Origin of the sequence: Parablautia sp. Marseille-Q6255, assembly GCF_951230155.1 — a bacterium.
Taxonomy (GTDB): Bacteria; Bacillota; Clostridia; order Lachnospirales; family Lachnospiraceae; genus Choladousia.
The window spans coordinates 139,476-156,453 of the sequence record NZ_CATNVD010000005.1 but is presented as its reverse complement, the minus strand read 5'-3'; the positions used below and the strand labels follow the sequence as shown (position 1 = coordinate 156,453).

General features: G+C 52.0%; 15 protein-coding genes. 2 read left to right on the top strand and 13 right to left on the bottom strand.

Annotated features, from left to right (window positions below; genetic code table 11):
- Positions 1-11: 11 nt before the first annotated feature.
- Positions 12-878: a shikimate dehydrogenase gene (gene aroE / locus QOX44_RS05305; RefSeq protein ID WP_283681861.1), complete on the top strand. Its 867-nt coding sequence runs from the start codon at positions 12-14 to the stop codon at positions 876-878.
- An 84-nt stretch (positions 879-962) separates the two neighbouring features.
- On the top strand, positions 963-1,721 hold the full coding sequence (locus QOX44_RS05300) for a hypothetical protein (protein ID WP_283681860.1): 759 nt from the start codon (positions 963-965) through the stop codon (positions 1,719-1,721).
- Between the two features lie 197 nt (positions 1,722-1,918).
- Here the strand turns inward: QOX44_RS05300 and ftsZ are convergent, their stop codons facing one another.
- The 13 genes from ftsZ to lgt form a co-directional block, all read right to left on the bottom strand.
- Positions 1,919-3,061, bottom strand: a complete 1,143-nt coding sequence (ftsZ, locus tag QOX44_RS05295) for a cell division protein FtsZ (protein WP_283681940.1) — start codon at positions 3,059-3,061, stop codon at positions 1,919-1,921.
- Between the two features lie 246 nt (positions 3,062-3,307).
- On the bottom strand, positions 3,308-4,444 hold the full coding sequence (locus tag QOX44_RS05290; RefSeq protein WP_283681859.1) for a cell division protein FtsQ/DivIB: 1,137 nt from the start codon (positions 4,442-4,444) through the stop codon (positions 3,308-3,310).
- 155 nt (positions 4,445-4,599) lie between these two features.
- A complete protein-coding gene (gene murA, locus QOX44_RS05285; protein WP_283681858.1) occupies positions 4,600-5,844 on the bottom strand; it encodes a UDP-N-acetylglucosamine 1-carboxyvinyltransferase in 1,245 nt (414 codons plus the stop codon).
- A gap of 66 nt (positions 5,845-5,910) precedes the next feature.
- The gene (locus QOX44_RS05280) at positions 5,911-7,002 is read right to left on the bottom strand and encodes an FtsW/RodA/SpoVE family cell cycle protein (protein ID WP_283681857.1); all 1,092 of its coding nucleotides are present in this window, start codon (positions 7,000-7,002) and stop codon (positions 5,911-5,913) included.
- 11 nt (positions 7,003-7,013) lie between these two features.
- The gene (gene murD / locus QOX44_RS05275; RefSeq protein ID WP_283681855.1) at positions 7,014-8,372 is read right to left on the bottom strand and encodes a UDP-N-acetylmuramoyl-L-alanine--D-glutamate ligase; all 1,359 of its coding nucleotides are present in this window, start codon (positions 8,370-8,372) and stop codon (positions 7,014-7,016) included.
- 30 nt (positions 8,373-8,402) lie between these two features.
- Positions 8,403-9,374 (bottom strand): phospho-N-acetylmuramoyl-pentapeptide-transferase, encoded by a 972-nt coding sequence (gene mraY, locus QOX44_RS05270; protein WP_283681939.1) that lies wholly within the window; start codon positions 9,372-9,374, stop codon positions 8,403-8,405.
- A 67-nt stretch (positions 9,375-9,441) separates the two neighbouring features.
- Positions 9,442-11,181 (bottom strand): peptidoglycan D,D-transpeptidase FtsI family protein, encoded by a 1,740-nt coding sequence (locus QOX44_RS05265; protein ID WP_283681853.1) that lies wholly within the window; start codon positions 11,179-11,181, stop codon positions 9,442-9,444.
- Positions 11,182-11,413: 232 nt separating this feature from the next.
- Positions 11,414-13,693: a peptidoglycan D,D-transpeptidase FtsI family protein gene (locus QOX44_RS05260; protein WP_283681852.1), complete on the bottom strand. Its 2,280-nt coding sequence runs from the start codon at positions 13,691-13,693 to the stop codon at positions 11,414-11,416.
- Between the two features lie 9 nt (positions 13,694-13,702).
- Positions 13,703-14,212 carry a hypothetical protein gene (locus tag QOX44_RS05255; protein WP_283681850.1) on the bottom strand — a complete coding sequence of 170 codons (510 nt, stop codon included), beginning with the start codon at positions 14,210-14,212 and terminating at the stop codon, positions 13,703-13,705.
- 16 nt (positions 14,213-14,228) lie between these two features.
- Positions 14,229-15,170 (bottom strand): 16S rRNA (cytosine(1402)-N(4))-methyltransferase RsmH, encoded by a 942-nt coding sequence (rsmH, locus tag QOX44_RS05250; RefSeq protein ID WP_283681849.1) that lies wholly within the window; start codon positions 15,168-15,170, stop codon positions 14,229-14,231.
- Between the two features lie 15 nt (positions 15,171-15,185).
- Positions 15,186-15,617 (bottom strand): division/cell wall cluster transcriptional repressor MraZ, encoded by a 432-nt coding sequence (gene mraZ / locus QOX44_RS05245; protein WP_176850988.1) that lies wholly within the window; start codon positions 15,615-15,617, stop codon positions 15,186-15,188.
- 309 nt (positions 15,618-15,926) lie between these two features.
- The gene (locus tag QOX44_RS05240; RefSeq protein WP_283681848.1) at positions 15,927-16,097 is read right to left on the bottom strand and encodes a hypothetical protein; all 171 of its coding nucleotides are present in this window, start codon (positions 16,095-16,097) and stop codon (positions 15,927-15,929) included.
- On the bottom strand, positions 16,094-16,963 hold the full coding sequence (lgt, locus tag QOX44_RS05235) for a prolipoprotein diacylglyceryl transferase (protein WP_283681847.1): 870 nt from the start codon (positions 16,961-16,963) through the stop codon (positions 16,094-16,096). The genes QOX44_RS05240 and lgt overlap by 4 nt, the downstream gene beginning before the upstream one ends.
- Positions 16,964-16,978 lie beyond the last annotated feature (15 nt).

Sequence of the window (16,978 nt, the reverse complement as noted above, 5' to 3'; positions counted from 1 at the left end):
GAGTGTTGCCTATGTACAATCAGATCACCGGACATACGCGGCTTTGCTGTCTTCTGGGAAGCCCTGTTGCCCACAGTATTTCACCGATGATGCACAATGAAGCGTTCCGTCTGCTCGGACTGGACTATGTTTACCTGTGCTTTGATACAGGACATGCCGATCTGCAGACAATGATCCAGACGCTGCGTGAGATGAATGTGCTTGGATTTAATCTCACTATGCCGGATAAAGAGCGTGTGCTCCCGTATCTGGACGACCTTACGTCAGCCGCCGCAATGACAGGCGCAGTCAATACCGTCAAAAATGAAAATGGACGGCTGATCGGCCATAATACGGACGGGATCGGGTATATCCAGTCCTTAAAAGACGCCGGATATGATATTACCGGCGGTGAGATGACGCTCCTTGGCGCAGGCGGAGCTGCCTCCTCTATCGCAGTACAGGCAGCGCTCGATCAGGTGCCCGCACTCCATATCGTAAACCGGCGCGGGCGTTCCTGGGAAAACGCGAACCGGCTTGCCGCGCTGATCAACAGACAAACCGGCTGCCGCGCTGATGTCACAGATCTTGCTGACACAAAAGCAGTGCAGGAAGTGATCCAAAAAAGCAGTCTGCTTACGAATGCGACCTCTATCGGTATGGCGCCGCATGCCGGAGCATCTCCGATCGCAGATCCGTCCTGCTTCCACAAAGACCTTTTTGTCTCTGATATTATCTACAATCCCCGTCAGACAAAGCTGCTCGCAGACGCGCAGCAGGCAGGCTGCCGCACAGCAAACGGACTTTATATGCTGCTTTATCAGGGGGCTGCGGCTTTCTCGATCTGGACTGGTCAGGATATGCCGATCGGAGACATACGCGACAGATTTTTTTCCTGATTTTTCTATTTTTAATTTTTCTTTAATCTTTATGCACTACAATAACGTCATCAAATAACAAAGCAACTAGAAAGGAGCATTACTATGAAAGCATTAAAAGATACCATTCATTCACACAGCAGAAAGCTGTTTGCACTCGTTCTTCTGGGACTTATGGTCCTGTTCACCTTTTCTCTTCCCGCACTGGCTGACGATGACGTAAAGCCTTCCAAAATCCTGGCTGCCGGAAAAAAGACGATCACAGTCACTGCCGGAAGTGAGTTTCATCTGCGCGTGCGCACCAGACCGTACGATGCAGACGAGGATTTCTTAAAATGGAGCATCACATCTGGATCAAAATACGTGCGTTTTGACGATGATGACCGCTCCGACGATGAAATAGAACTGAGAGCCCGGAAAAAAGGTACGGCAAAGATCACCTGCTCCATCCGAGGCACAAAAAAGAAAGTGACCTTCACCGTAAAGGTCAGGGAAGCAAAGACTCCGCAAAAAAAGATCAAAATCTACGGCCCGGCAACAAGAACCGTTGAATCCGGAGATGATTTTGAGCTGAAGATCAAAAAGTACCGCGGCTTAAAAGACAGATACCTGCAGTGGAGTATCCAGGATCCGGATGTCATCCGTTTTGACGATGATGACCGCCGCGATGACGAAGTAGAATTTTACGCAAAAAAAGCAGGGACAACAAAGATCTCCTGCAAAAACACACAGACTGGTCAGACCGTCACCTTTACCGTAAAAGTTGTCCGCGGCCAGGATGACTGGGATGACCGTTACGACCATGATGACCACGATGACTGGGACGACCGTTACGACCACGATGACCACGACGACTGGGACTGATCCCTGCAACCGGGACTGATCCCTGCGACCGGGACTGACCTCTGCGTCCGTGCACACCCCGGTTCTATGGTTCAGGAGGGTGAGAGCTCTCCTGTACCATAAAAAATGGACTGCTGTAAAATACACCGAAAATCTATCGGAAACAGTATTTTACAGCAGTCCATTTTCACTTTTTTCTTATTTTTCCAAACCAGCTCTTAGCTTCTCTTCAGGAAGTCCGGAATCTGGATATCTCTCTCCTGCACCTTGCTTTCCGGTGTGCGCATCGAGTTAAGCTGCGGCGCACGAAGCGGCGTCGTCGGTGCTTTTGCAAAAGAGGAGGAGGACGATGTACTGTCCTTTCTCATAAAACCGAAATCCGGCATAGAACTTCTCTGCTTCGGCTGCTCCTTCGCAGCTGCCTTGTCGTCAAGACCTGTAGCGATGACTGTCACGCTTGCCTCATCTGCGTATGTATCATCGAACAGCGCACCAAAGATAATATTTGCATTTTCTCCTGCCAGCTCCTGAACATAGCTTGCAGCCTCATTTGCATCAATGAGGGAGATATCTCCTGAGATATTGATGATAACGTGAGTCGCACCCTCGATCGTTGTCTCAAGCAGCGGGCTCGATACAGCCTGCTTAACTGCCTCAAGTGCCTTATCATCACCCTTGGCCTGTCCGATACCGATATGTGCGATCCCCTTATCGATCATGACTGTCTGTACGTCAGCAAAGTCAAGATTGATCAGAGCCGGCAGATTGATCAGATCTGTAATGCCCTGTACTGCCTGCTGCAATACCTCATCTGCCTTCTTCAAAGACTCCGGCATCGTTGTCCGGCGATCCACGATCTCAAGAAGCTTGTCATTCGGGATAACGATCAGCGTATCTACGTTTGCTTTCAGGCGCTCAATACCTGCCAGCGCATTATTCATACGTGTCTTGCCCTCGAAGCGGAACGGCTTCGTCACAACACCTACCGTAAGGATCCCCATTTCCTTCGCAATGCCTGCCACAACCGGAGCCGCACCTGTACCGGTACCGCCTCCCATACCACAGGTGACAAATACCATGTCCGCACCCTGAACTGCCTGACGGATCTCCTCTGCGCTCTCCTCAGCAGCCTGCTGGCCTACCTCCGGTCTTGCACCCGCGCCGAGTCCCTTTGTAACCTTCTCGCCGATCTGGATCGTGGTCGGCGCCTTGCACAGGAGCAGTGCCTGTTTATCTGTATTCACTCCGATAAACTCTACTCCTCCGATCGTATCTTCAACCATTCTATTTACTGCATTATTTCCAGCGCCACCGACACCGATAACGATTATCTTTGCGGCTGCTTCCGTTTCATTTGACATAATCTCTAACACCGTAGTTCCTCCTTTTTGTAGCCCGGCATCCCCACTGTCACCGTACTATCTTTTATAATATAAGTATTTTGGGAATTTATCAAGTACCATTTTCAAAATAGTTGCAATTTCTGTAACAGTCCAGCCATGCACAAAGTTACAGAAATCTGAATTCAGGCTTGCCTGAGAACGAAGATTTTCTGTAATCTTTGTATATGGCTGAACTGTCACCACTTTCCGGCACATGATCACCGTTTACTGGATCAGCTCTCCCGTCTGTGGATCAAACTGATTCATGTATGCATCCTGAACGTTCCCGTTTTCATTTACGATCACGCCTGCGACCGGATTGCCGTTCGCATCTACTACGACCCCATTTTCCACATGCACATTGTAGACCAGCGTCCCTGAGGAGTCATATACCATTGGATAGACAGTGCCTGTATCCTCCTGTCCGTCTTCTTCCGGCGCTCCATCCGCGCCCTGTGCGTCTGCTCCCGGATCGTCTGTCCCTGCGCCGTCTGCTGTGTCCGCAGGATCTGCTCCCTGCGCCCCATCTGTACTGCCTGCATCGGCGCCGTCTCCACCGTCTTCCTCTGGTGCATCCGTTTCTGCATCGCCTCCGTTCGCTTCCCCGCCTGCTGCGTCCGCATCATCCGAGCCTCCCGGTCCCTCTGATACGTCCTCGATCTCGGGTCCCTGTGTAGGCGTAAACGATACTGGTTCGTTGCGCCCTGTGAAGCTCTCCAGATGCAGGGCGCCATACTGTCCTTCCAGCTTCGGCATGATCTTATTCAGATTCGCTATCTTTTCTTCCAGGTATTCGTCCTGACCAAGCTGTACCTCCACACCGTCGATAAATACGGTGATCTCCATATTATCTCCAAAACGTATCTCTGATGCGTTCAGTTCATAGTAGGCCAGCAGGTCTGTGAGACTTAAGATCGTTCGAAGCTGTGCACTGCTCTCTGTCGGGAGCTTCTGATACAGCGTCACTTCTCCCACCGGTACCCCTGTGATCAGAGGAATCTTTTCATATACCTCATCGGAGATCTCGAGCACTGTGCCGTCCTCGTCAAAATACACATACCCGCCCTTATCCATATAGGCAGTCAGCTTCTTCTCCTTCACCTGTACCTCTATGCTGGAAGGAGACTTCATCTGCACATGGAGGGAATCCAGAAACGGCAGGGTATCCGGGATCTCCCCATCCTTATACTTCCACAGAAGGTACAGCGTATTGCGCGTCAGAAAGTCATTCGACAGTCCCTGAGAGATTTCCTTTGACGAATGTCTGTCATTTCCATAAACTGTAATCTTTTTTACCTGAAACAAAAAGGCAGCTCCTGCCAGCAGTGCAAGCACTGTCAGCAGCACCCCTGCCCGGATCATTCTCCTTTTCCTTTTATTTCTTATGCCCATCTTCTCACCGTACCTTATCTGTATTTTCCGCTGATGTATCTTTGCTGTCTGTTTTTCTGCCTGTTTAGCCGCACTCTTGCATCCGCCGTGCAGGAATGTCATGCCGGAAATCAGCTTCCGGCGCTTTATATCCGCCTGATATCTGCCCCCAGGCAGGAGAGATCCCGGCTGATGTCCTCATAGCCGCGTTCGATATATCCCGTATCTGTGATTACGGTGCGCCCCTTTGCCTGCAAAGCAGCGATCACGAGTGCCGCTCCTCCCCGGAGGTCCGGCGCGCTCACAACGCTGCCTCGCAGGGCCGGCACACCCCGGATCTGTGCGCAGCGTCCTTCTACCGTGATCCTGGCGCCCATCTTCAAAAGCTCCTCCACGGTGCGGAACCTGTTTTCAAAAATCGTCTCGCAGATGCAGCTTGTTCCCTGCGTCCTGCAAAGCGCCGCCATCAGCGGAGACTGCAGGTCCGTCGGAAACCCCGGATACGGAGCTGTCTCTACATAAGAAAGCGCGGATACCGGACCGCCCTGTACGAAGGCTGCTCCGCCGCTGGTCCCGCAGTGCACTCCCATCTGCCGCAGAACAGAAAACAGGGAGGCCAGTGTCTGCCCTGCATCGTTTTGTATTTTTACATATCCTCCGGTCGCTGCGCCTGCCAGCAGATACGTCCCCGATACAATACGGTCCGCCTGCATACGGTATACGGCCGGTCCGAGCGGACGTCCGCCCTGTATGCGGATCGTGCCGTCTGCTTCTCTTGCAATGCAGCCGCCGCGCCTTTGCAAAAATGCGCATAGCTCATCAATCTCCGGCTCTTTCGCGGCATTTTGGATCACGGTCTCTCCATCTGCCATCATTGCTGCAAGCACTGCGTTCTCCGTCGCCCCCACACTCGGCATCGCCAGCGTGATCCGGGCTCCGTGCAGTCCCTGCGTCGACGCAGTGATCGTCTCATCGATACAAAAACGGGCGCCAAGCGCTTCCAGCGCGCATAAATGCTGATCGACCGGACGCTTTCCGATCGCGCAGCCGCCCGGCAGCGGGATCACCGCTTTTTTCATTTTACCAAGAAGTGCGCCTAAAAACAAGACAGAAGAGCGGATTCTGACTGCTTCTGCCCTTTTTATCTCATAAATCCCTGCGCCGGAAGCATGAATCTGCACCGTGTGCCCGCAGGTGCATACGCTGCATCCGAGTGCGCGCAGGATTTCCAGTGTATCCTCTACATCCCCTATCTGCGGACAGTTTTCAATCACACAGACGCCTTCTCCCAGAAGACATGCTGCCAGGATCGGAAGCACTGCATTCTTGGAACCCTGCACGCTGATCTCCCCGCAAAGCGTTCTTCCTCCAGAAATTTCCAGATAACTCACTTGTATCCTCCGGCTCCTTGTTCTTATATCTTAGTATATGCCGGAAAGGACATTTTGTTACACCTTTTACCGTTTTCCCGGATAACTGCAGTGTCTGCTGACAGAAAGCGCCAGCCCCATCTCGGAGAGCAGAAACAGCACAGAGGTGCCGCCATAGCTGATGAACGGAAGCGTGATACCCGTATTAGGGATCGTATTTGTCACAACCGCAATGTTTAAAATAACCTGAAGTGCAATGTGCCCCAGTATCCCGGCAGCGATCAGCGTCCCTGACAGATCCGGCGCATGCGTCGCGATCACCATAAACCGCCAGATCAGCAGCAGGAACAAAAGCATCAGAAGAAGCGCGCCGATCAGCCCCATTTCTTCGCAGATCACTGCAAAGATCATATCATTTTGTGCCTCCGGCACAAATCCGAGCTTTTGCAGGCTGTTCCCAAGCCCCCGCCCAAACAGGCCGCCCGAGCCGATCGCGTAAAGCCCCTGCATCGTCTGATAGCCCTTTTCGTAAAGCTCCGGGTTGCGCCAGATGGCAAGCCGCTCCAGACGGTAGGATTCCAGGCTCAGGAATATGCCAAGGAAGCCGCTCCCGGCCAGAACGATCCACAAAAACGGCAGATACCGCGGATTAGAAAGAAAGATCATCAGTACGGCGATCCCCAGTATGATCACTGCGGTGCTCAGATTATTTGTGCCAACCAGACCAATGACCGGAAGCACCAGAAGCAGCACTGCCCCGATCATGCGTCCGCTCTTTCGGTAGTCCATCCTCCCTACGATCCCTGCCAGAAGCAGGATAACGGCCGGCTTTGCATACTCTGCCGGCTGAAAAGAAAGAGGTCCGATGGACAGCCAGCGTCTGGAACCATTGTACGCATCTCCAAAGAGCAAAACTGCGCCGGAGAGTACAAGAGAAAGCATATATGCCGGTACAGAAAAACGCAGGAGCACGTGGTAATCCAGCGCCGCTATCTGGCACATCACCACCAGCCCCAGCGCTACCGCAAAGAATTGCTTCTTAAAATAATAGGCAGAGTCACCAAAGCGGACCTGCCCATTATATGCGCTCATACTGTAAAGAACGACCAGCCCGAAGGCGGTAAGAAATAATACGAGAACAAACAGTATCCCGTCTGTTTTCCCTGACTTTGACTGCAACCAATCACTTCCTATGATAATTGATTTACCAGTTCTTTGAATCGCCTTCCCCTCACCTCATAGTTCGGGAACATCCCCCAGCTTGCACACGCCGGAGAAAGGAGCACTGCGTCTCCGCTTGTTGCTCTGTCTGCACATATCCGGACCGCCTCTTCCAGCGTCTCGGCCATGATAACATCTGTAAAGCCGCAGTCCCGGGCAGCCTTTGCGATTTTTTCCTTTGTCTGCCCGATCAGTACCAGGTACTTCACCTTCCCCTCAAACGATTCGATCCACTCTGTGTAGGAGGAATCCTTGTCATATCCCCCGCCGATCAACAGCGTAGGACGATCCATCGCCTGGATCCCCTTTATCGCCGCGTCCGGGTTTGTTCCCTTGGAATCATTATAGTAAACAACCCCGTGCTTTTCCGTCACGTACTCGATCCGGTGCTCCACTGCCTGAAAATCAACAGCGACTGCGCGGATCACCTCCATCGGTACGCCGTATGCCAGTGCCATCGCAGCGGCAGCCATTACATTTTCGTGATTATGCCTGCCCGGAAGGTGCAGCTCCTTTGTCGAGCACAGCACCTGCTCCCCCGCTTCATCCCGATAACAGATCCTCTCTTTGTCCAGATACATTCCCTGTTCCAGTTTATGCAGACTGCTGAAATAAATGACCCTTGTTTTCAGTGTCTTTCCAAACTCACGCAAAAGAGCGTCCTCGTAATTCAGCACACACGTATCCTCCGGCCGCTGATTTTTAGTGATCAGCTCCTTCACTCGTATGTACTCCTCCATCGTATGATGACGGTTCAGATGATCTGGCGTGATATTGAGGATCGCGCTCACCTTCGGCGCAAATGTGTCGATCGTCTCAAGCTGAAAGCTGCTGATCTCCGCTACTGTGACCGCAGCCTCGCTCATATGCGGCGCCGCCTCTGTATAGGGATTGCCGATATTGCCCACAACGTAAGTCTCATCCTTCCATGCTTTCATGATCGCACCCAGAAGACTCGTTGTTGTCGTCTTTCCGTTTGTTCCTGTGATCGCAAGCACATCTCCTCTGCCGCACTGCCATGCCAGCTCTACCTCTCCCCAGATCGGAATATGGCGGCTGCGAAGCCGGCACACTGCCGGCAGATCCAGCGGTACGCCGGGACTTACTGCCACGAGATCCAGAGTATCCATGAGCGCATCCTCCAGCTCTCCCAGTACGATCTGCAGTCTGCCCCTGCAAGGAAGCTTCGCCTGCAGCTCCTCCTTATTTAACGACTCATTTCCATCATATAAAATAACCTCTGCCGATGCGTCAAGCAGCAGCTTCGCCGCACCGATCCCGCTGATCCCGGCGCCAAAGACCAGGACCCTTTTTCCTGAAAGTTTCATTTTTTTCCTCCCATCGCAACATCCGCCCGTCTATCCGTTGATGCCGACCAGCGCCAGCAGACAGAGAAAAGCTGTGAGCACGGTAAATACTGTCACCACGCGCGTCTCAGACCATCCGCACAGCTCAAAATGATGATGGATCGGCGCCATCTTAAAGAAACGCTTTCCCCCAGTCTTTTTGAAGTATGTGACCTGTATCATGACCGAGAGCACCTCGACAAAATAGATCAGTCCGACGATCGGGATAAAAAGCGGCATCTTCATCACGTACGCTGCTCCTGCCACAAAGCCGCCAAGCGCCAGAGATCCTGTATCTCCCATAAACACCTTGGCCGGATATACATTAAACAGCAAAAAGCCCAGCAGGGCGCCTGTCACAGCCGCTGTGAGCGGCTCAATACCGCCCCCAAGCACCAGGGACGCCAGCGTAAAAAACACAGCTACCATTGTCGTCACGCCGGTCGCCAGACCATCCAGACCGTCTGTGAAATTCACCCCATTTACCGTACCGATGATCGCCAGATATGCGATCGGCACCGCAATGATCCGTACCGTATCCCCGGAAAGCACTGTGCCCCCGGAAAACGGGATCAGAAACTCCAGACAGGAAGAATCCATATTCCATACATATACAATAAAGATCGTTGTCACTATGAGCTGTCCAAGCATCTTCTGCTTCGGGTAGAGTCCATCCGAGCGGCGCAGCACTACCTTCAGGTAGTCGTCGAGCAGTCCGATGATCCCAAAGCCCAGCACCAGAAATAATACCGGCACCATGCGCGGGAATCTGCCAATATAAAACAGAGAGGTCACGGCAATACTGATCAGGATGATCAGACCTCCCATGGTCGGGGTCCCTGCTTTTTTCAGGTGGGATTTTACTCCCTCCTCCCGCTCTGTCTGTCCGATCTTCAGCTTCTGAAGAAACGGTATCACAAAGGGGCTCAGCGCTACACTGATAATAAATGCTGCAAACAACGGAATCAATACATCCTGACTAATCACCATTTTTACACCTCGTCTTGTCTTTCTTACGTTTTTTATCACTTTATTTTTATCACATGCCATGCTATCTGTCAAATGATGCCGCACTTTTTTCAATTCCCAGATAAGGAAGGATGTTCTCAAACATTTCCCGGATCACCGGAGCCGCGATCGTACCTCCGTAGTACACGCCCTGCGGATTGTTGATGATGCACAGTCCCAGCACCTGCGGATCATCTGCCGGTGCGAAACCGATAAAGGAGGAAATATATTTATTCGCGCTTCGCGGCAGCGTCTCAGAGGTCGCAGTCTTTCCGCCGATGCGGTATCCCTCGATATAGGCGTTTTTTCCTGAGCCGCCGTCCACGACCTGCTCCAGGAGGTATCGCATTGTCTCAGAAGTCTCCTCTGAGAGGATCCTGTTGTCCTCCTCATAGCGCAGCACCTCCAGCAAAGCGCCGTCGCCGGACTGTACGCTGACGCCGAAGTGCGGCGTTATGCGTATCCCGCCGTTGATGATCGAGCTGACCGTCGCAGCAAGCTGGACCGGAGTGATCTGAAAGGACTGTCCGAATGCGATCGTGGCAAGCTCCACCTGCCCGACATTCTCTTTCCTGTGCATGATCGTCGCAGCCTCCCCGGGCAGATCGATCCCCGTTTTTTCCTTTAACCCGAACTGCTCAAAGTAAGAAAAGTAACGGTCTGTCCCAAGCCGCAGCCCTACCTCGATAAAAACCGGATTGCAGGAATTCTGAGTCGCCTGTAAAAAGTTCTCCGCACCGTGTCCGCCGACCTTGTGGCAGCGGATCCTCCTGTCCTCAACGATCTTAAAGCCGGGACACGAAAAATGATCCTCCAGTGTAACGACTCCCGCATCCAGCCCGGCTGCCGCAGTGATGATCTTAAAGGTCGATCCCGGCTCGTACGTATCATTGATGCATCCGTTCCTCCACATCTGGTTCAGTGCATCCTGCCTGCTCTGTCCGCTGTCCTGCTGCGCGGCTGCGGGCAGCGTATACGGATCATTGAGATCAAACTCCGGCACATTTGTCATCGCATAAATCTCTCCGTTTGACGGGTTCATGATCAGAATCGATACGCTGTCTGCCTGCTTCTGCTCCATGACGCGGCGCGCTGCCTGCTCTGCATACTGCTGGATATTGTAATCCATGCTGATCACCAGATCATTGCCTGCAACAGGCTCCTGCCTGCGCTCCCCGGTATCTGCAAGCTCTACCCCTCTTGCATCTGTGAGCGTAAGTATCCTCCCGGGTGTGCCGGAAAGCTTCTTTTCATACTCTACCTCCAGCCCGATGATCCCCTGATTATCCGCGCCTGTAAATCCAAGCACCTTTGACGCCATGCTCCCGTACGGATAGTATCTGCGATAGTCCTCATCCACCTTCACTCCTGCCAGATTATAATTGCGGATGCGGTCCCCGATCTCCTTATCGACATTTTTCCGGATCCGCTCAATGGAGCTTACCTTCTCCACACGTTTGCGCACCTCCTCCGGTTCCATATCCAGCTCCTTCGCAAGCACCTGCGTCACACGCTCCGGCTCCTTTATCTGACTGTGGATCACAGAGACCGTACAGACAGTGCGGTTATCTGCCAGGACTACTCCGTTGCGGTCGAGGATCTTTCCACGGGCTGCCTTGATCTCCCGCTCCCGCTCATGCAGATCCTGAGCCAGCGCCGCATAATACTCTGACCGGACGATCATCAGATACGCAAGTCTTCCCCCGAGCAGCACCAGGGCAAGCATACAGCCAAAGAATACCACCACCACCTTGCGCCGGTGAAACGGTTTTGTTTTCTGCATAAAACCCCTCATATCAAGTTTTAATACAGTATATTCCTCTTTTCGTAAAGCAATGCACGCATTTTCCCGCGCCGCATACACAGTGCCGGCAATGAAATTCTTTTTGCATCTGTACCACAAAAAAACCGGGATATCCTCCGGGAGTACATCACTGTCTCTCCCGGAAAATATCCCGTTTATGCTGTCTGCCAAGACCGGCTGTATCTGCCGGAAGCTTTTCATGCCTTTTCTGCTACAAAGCGGTGTCTTCCCCATCGTCCTCCACTGCAGTGGCGTCCCAGACGGTCGTATCTTCTGCAGCGTCATCGTTTTCACTTGGCGGAAGCGCGATCCCCGGGTTCTCTGTTTTCGGGTCGATCGCGTTTTGATTTGTCTGGTCGACCTCAACCGTTGACACGGGGTTCATATACGCATCGTATACCGTCCCGTCCTCTGCGATCGTCGCGCCCTCGACTACGGCGCCCGCGCCATTTATGACCTGTCCGCCCTCCACGCGCGCATCCTGATGGAGCGTACCGTAGGAGTCATATGCCTGGAAGGTCTTGACCACCTCTTCTCCGAGATCCTCTTCCTCAAGACCCAGGGAAGCAAGCAGCTCCGGCGTCACGTCCTCGGTCGGATAAATGCCGAGATACGGAAGCACTTCTGTCGCGATCTTCTGATAGATCTCCTGCGCATACGTACTGTTTGCCTGATTATCAACATTCGGCTCATCGACTACGACGTAGATGATCACCTCCGGATCATTGATCGGAGCCGCGCCGATAAAGGAAACGAGATACTTTCCTTCTGCACGCCGCCCGGTCTCTGGGTCGATCTTCTCCGCTGTACCCGTCTTTCCTCCGATCCGGTAGCCCGGCACCTGCGCCCGCCTTCCGGTACCTTCCTTTACAGCAGTCTCAAGATAGCCCCGCATCGTCTCTGAGACGTCTCCTGAGATCGTCTGCTTTAAAAGTAGGCCGGACGAATCCCGCACCAGCTTTCCATCCTCATTAAAGATCTTGTCTACCAGATGCGGCTGATAATAATATCCGCCGTTTATTACTGCCGCAAATGCAGCCGCCTGCTGCACCATCGTACAGGTAAGTCCCTGGCCGAAGGTACACGTGGCAAGCTCTACCTCATTCATCGTCTCCTGCGTATAAACTGCGCCGGAGGCTTCATTTGGCAGGTCAATGCCCGTTGGTCTGCCGAAATTAAACAGTGTCTGATACTCAATAAAGCGTGAAACGCCCATGGCTCTTCCGACCGCCATCAGACCGTCGTTGCACGAATTTTTCAGGACATCGCCAAGTGTTTCATCGCCGTGCGCATTTGGCCATGCATCACACCGGATATACGTATCCGTCACCTGCTCTCCGCTGTCACAGTAAAAGGAATCATTCTCCGTCACCGCTCCGCATTCAAGCGCGGCAGATATCGTGACCGGCTTAAACGTAGATCCCGGCTCGATCCCATCTGAGACGCAGAAATTTTTCCACATACTGTTGAGCGCCTCCACGTACTGCTCATCCGTCATTGCCTTGATCTCGGACTGCGTGTACCACGCTTCGAGGTTCTGCGGATCGTTCAGATTATAGCCGGAGTTTGTCGCCATCGCCAGAACACTCCCCGTATTTGGGTCCATGATCATGACGCCTACATTTTTCGCACCGTGCTTTGCTGTCCCATTGTCATTATCTGTGCCATACGCCTCGTCAAATTCTGCAATGTACTTCTCCACAATCTCCTGGACATTCACATCCAGCGTCGTCTGCAGCGTATACCCGTTCTGCGGCGGGATCGTCTTCCTCTCATACTCCTGGTTCTCATTGAGGTATCCAAACACACGACCGTTGGTTCCCTTTAGCTGCGTATCATAATAAGCCTCCAGCCCGGCGATCCCGTCTCCAACGGAATTGGAAAATCCGATCACCGTGCTCGCAACCGTATCGAGCGGATAGCGGCGCACAAATTCCTCTTCAAACCATACGCCTGTGACCTTCTGGAGCGCTTTGCGCTGCTCGTCTGAGATCTCGCGATCCGCATCAAGGGATACGTACGCCTCATATGCATCCTTCTGATCCTCTGTCACCTTTTCCAGAAGCACCTGATACTGGCTGTCACACGTTTTCTCCCCGACGATCACGTCTCTTACGATTCCGGCGTCCAGCTCCTCAAATACTGCTGTCAGCGCATCGATCGTCGGCTCAATGTAGATCTTCTCCCCGTCGACCTCCTGATTGACTGCCTTGCAGTCAAGGACCAGGTTATATACCTTTTCACTGTATGCCAGCAGTCTGCCGTTTGCGTCCTGGATCTCTCCCCGTCTGCTGTAAAGCGTCTGGCTGTCATAGTTCTCCTGCGACAGCACCTGCTTTGCATATCGTTTGCCACTGTGCACATTAATGTACACAATGCGCATTAAAATAAGAATTAAACATAATAAAATGAATGCAAATACAGCCAGAAGCTTTATTTGCATTTTTCTCGTAAATCTTCGTTCTTTTTTTGTACGGTTTCCTCTTGCCAACTACTTCACCTACTCTTCCGGCACATCGGAATACTGTCTCACATAATCACTGTCCTCGATCTCATACGTAACGATCTGTGATTTCTTTGCCTGGACCATGCCAAGCTCATTCATCGCGACATCTTTTACATGCTCCATATCCACACCTGTCATGATCCTGTTGTAGTCAGAATCATTTTCCAGAACCGCAGCGTCAAGCTGTGCCGCTAAAGCAGTCACCTCTTTTTGAAGCCTCGTCCCGTTTGCCTGAAGCTGAAGAAAATTCACACACATAAATACAGTAATAACAGCTGCAACAGTCAAAAATGTGACATATCCCAGATTCATCTGGAGCGCACGCGCTCTGTTCCTCCTCGTAGCAAGACTCGTAGAAGATTTCTTTTTTCTCTGAGGTCCCTCCTGCGGGGCGCTTTGAAGCTTACGTACTGCGGTACCATCCACATACGTATATACTCTTCTCCCCTGCGTATTCCTCTGCTGTTCGCGACCCTTCCCGCGCATATGTTCTACTCTTGCCATCCTGTATTACCTGCCTCTACTGTATTTTACGCTCAAAAACCCTAAGCTTTGAGCTTTTCGCCCTGCTGTTCTCTTCCAATTCCCGTTGTGATGGTACAATTGGCTTTCTCGTAATGACTCTCCCCTTTGACTTTTTCCCGCATACACATACAGGAAAATCCTTTGGGCATGTACATGGTGCCTCGCACTGCCGGAATTTATTTTTCACGATCCGGTCCTCCAGTGAATGAAAGGTGATCACACAGATCCTTCCCCCGTCATTCAGAAGATCGATCATATCCTCCAGTGAATCCTCCAGCACCTCCAGTTCCCGGTTCAGCTCGATCCGGATTGCCTGAAATGTCTTTTTGGCCGGGTGTCCTCCCACAGCTCTTACCTTTGCCGGTATCGCCGCTTTTATAACATGAATTAACTCCCCAGTTGTTTCCAGTGTTTTTTCTTTTCTCGCATTTACGATATGGCGCGCGATATTTTTTGCGAACCGGTCTTCCCCATAATCGCGGATGATGCGATATAGCTCCATCTCGCTGTACCCGTTCACGATATCCTTCGCCGTCATGGACTGCCGCTGATCCATTCTCATATCCAGCGGTACGTCCTCCCGATACGTAAATCCGCGGCTTGCTTCATCCAGCTGGTAGGAGGAGACCCCCAGATCCAAAATGACTCCATCTACGGATGTAATCCCTAATTTTCCGAGCTCCCCGCGCATATTGCAGTAATTGCTCCGCACGATCGTCACCCGGTCTTTAAACTCCCCTAAGCGCCCTGTGGCCGCCTCTATCGCCGCCTCATCCTGATCAATGCCGATCAGCCGTCCTTTCCCGGACAGTCTCCTGCATATCTCATAGGAATGTCCGCCGCCTCCAAGCGTGCCGTCTACATAAATTCCATCCGGCTTTATGCAAAGTGACTCAATGCTTTCTTCCAAAAGTACAGATTTATGTCTGAATTCCATACAATCCTCCCCAGGTTATATGCTTAAACCAAAATCCGTCATTTGTTCCGCGATGTCATCCATATCATCATAAGCATTGTTCTCGATCCAGTTTGCTTTACTCCAGATTTCAATGCGGTTCAGGTTTCCGGCAAGCACCACTTCTTTTTCCAGACCAGCAAAATCCCTCAGCACCTGTGGCAAAAGGATTCTCCCCTGCTTGTCCAATTCACACAGCGTTGCTCCGGCCACCAGAAAACGCGTGAATTTTCTGGCGCTCTTATTGTTCAGCGGCAGTGTGCGCAGCTTCTCTTCGATGATCTGCCATTCGTTTTTGGGAAACACAAACAGGCATCCGTCCAGTCCCTTCGTTACAATGAATTCTTCGCCTAAAAGGTCTCGGAATCTCGATGGGATGATCAGTCTGCCTTTGGTGTCGATCGTATGATTATACTCTCCCATGAACATAATGCCACACCTACTTCCGGCTGCCCTGTGATGTCCCTCCGCTGCGGCCTGCAGGGATTCTCCCTCCATTTACTTCCCATTTAGCACCACAACGCACCACTTTCTACCACTTCATGACTATCATACCGTAATCTCCGGGAAAAAACAAGGGAATTTGCAAATAAAATTATTACATTTTTATGCTGCACGAAAAAATGTGCACGCTGTACAGCCCATATTTCACAAAACATGCCAAAAGGCTGCCGCAGCATACGCCGCAGCAGCCTCCACATCCTTTGTGTTTTTTATCTGTTTTATCCACCGCTCCGGCTACGGCAGGACGATAAACTGCTCGATCAGCCGGTCGACAACAAGGCTCTGGGTATAGATCTCCTCTGTCTTTGCCCCGTGTGACAGCAACCGGTTCAGTACCAGGCGTTCTTCTTCTATATGCTTCATCAGGTGTTCCCTGCGGTTTATCTGCTGTTTCTCTGCACTCATGTCTTTGTGTTCCTTTCTCTGATCCATCCTGCCGCAAGCAGCACCAGAGCGCCGGCCGCAAGTACTGCGGACAGAACCTGTGATACCGCGATCCGGGTCCCCGGAAGCAAAAGCTGATCTGTCCTCAGTCCCTCGATCCAGAAACGCCCCGCTCCATACAGCAGAAAATACATCAAAACTGTCATTCCCTGAAACCGTTTTTTCACCCGAAAGATGACGAGCAGAAGAATCAGCAGCACACCGATATTCCAAAGAGATTCATAGAGGAAGGTCGGATGCACCTGAATGTACTCCACGCCATCGATCACCTGAAGGTGCTCTCTCATCTGTTCTGTGATCTCATGGGCCCTGACGTCACTTACAGGGAGCTGCATCGCCAAAAGGCCGTCAGTATAGCCGCCAAACGCTTCACGATTGAAGAAATTCCCCCACCGGCCTACCACCTGCCCCCACACGAGCCCCGGTACTGCCGTATCAAGCACTGTGCAAAAGCGAAGCTTTCTGACCCGGCAGAACAGCCAGACGGTCAGCACGCCGCCGATCACGCCGCCGTATATCGCAAGCCCGCCCTGACGGATATTCCATATCTCACTTAAATGTTCCCTGTAATAGTCCCATGAAAATACTACGTAATAAATGCGCGCGCAGATCACCGATACGATGATCGCAATGATGCCAAGATCAAAATAATCCTCCGGGTTCTGCCCCGTCTTTTCTGCCACCTTCATCGCAAGCAGCAGCCCTGTCACCATCGCAGCCGCGAGCACGATCCCGTAGCATGCGATCTCGATCCCGCCGACATGGACCGATCGGATCACATGCTCCAGCGTAATACCAAGATGCGGAAAACGTATCGTACCATTCATGCATTGCCACTCCTG

What these genes read in the sequence shown, in the direction of transcription:
- murD (WP_283681855.1), bottom strand. Translation starts at nt 8,372, where the DNA reads ATGAAACTTTCAGGAAAAAGGGTCCTGGTCTTTGGCGCCGGGATCAGC.
- aroE (WP_283681861.1), top strand. Translation starts at nt 12, where the DNA reads ATGTACAATCAGATCACCGGACATACGCGGCTTTGCTGTCTTCTGGGA.
- QOX44_RS05255 (WP_283681850.1), bottom strand. Translation starts at nt 14,212, where the DNA reads ATGGCAAGAGTAGAACATATGCGCGGGAAGGGTCGCGAACAGCAGAGG.
- mraZ (WP_176850988.1), bottom strand. Translation starts at nt 15,617, where the DNA reads ATGTTCATGGGAGAGTATAATCATACGATCGACACCAAAGGCAGACTG.
- QOX44_RS05300 (WP_283681860.1), top strand. Translation starts at nt 963, where the DNA reads ATGAAAGCATTAAAAGATACCATTCATTCACACAGCAGAAAGCTGTTT.
- rsmH (WP_283681849.1), bottom strand. Translation starts at nt 15,170, where the DNA reads ATGGAATTCAGACATAAATCTGTACTTTTGGAAGAAAGCATTGAGTCA.
- ftsZ (WP_283681940.1), bottom strand. Translation starts at nt 3,061, where the DNA reads ATGTCAAATGAAACGGAAGCAGCCGCAAAGATAATCGTTATCGGTGTC.
- lgt (WP_283681847.1), bottom strand. Translation starts at nt 16,963, where the DNA reads ATGAATGGTACGATACGTTTTCCGCATCTTGGTATTACGCTGGAGCAT.
- QOX44_RS05240 (WP_283681848.1), bottom strand. Translation starts at nt 16,097, where the DNA reads ATGAGTGCAGAGAAACAGCAGATAAACCGCAGGGAACACCTGATGAAG.
- QOX44_RS05290 (WP_283681859.1), bottom strand. Translation starts at nt 4,444, where the DNA reads ATGATCCGGGCAGGGGTGCTGCTGACAGTGCTTGCACTGCTGGCAGGA.
- QOX44_RS05265 (WP_283681853.1), bottom strand. Translation starts at nt 11,181, where the DNA reads ATGCAGAAAACAAAACCGTTTCACCGGCGCAAGGTGGTGGTGGTATTC.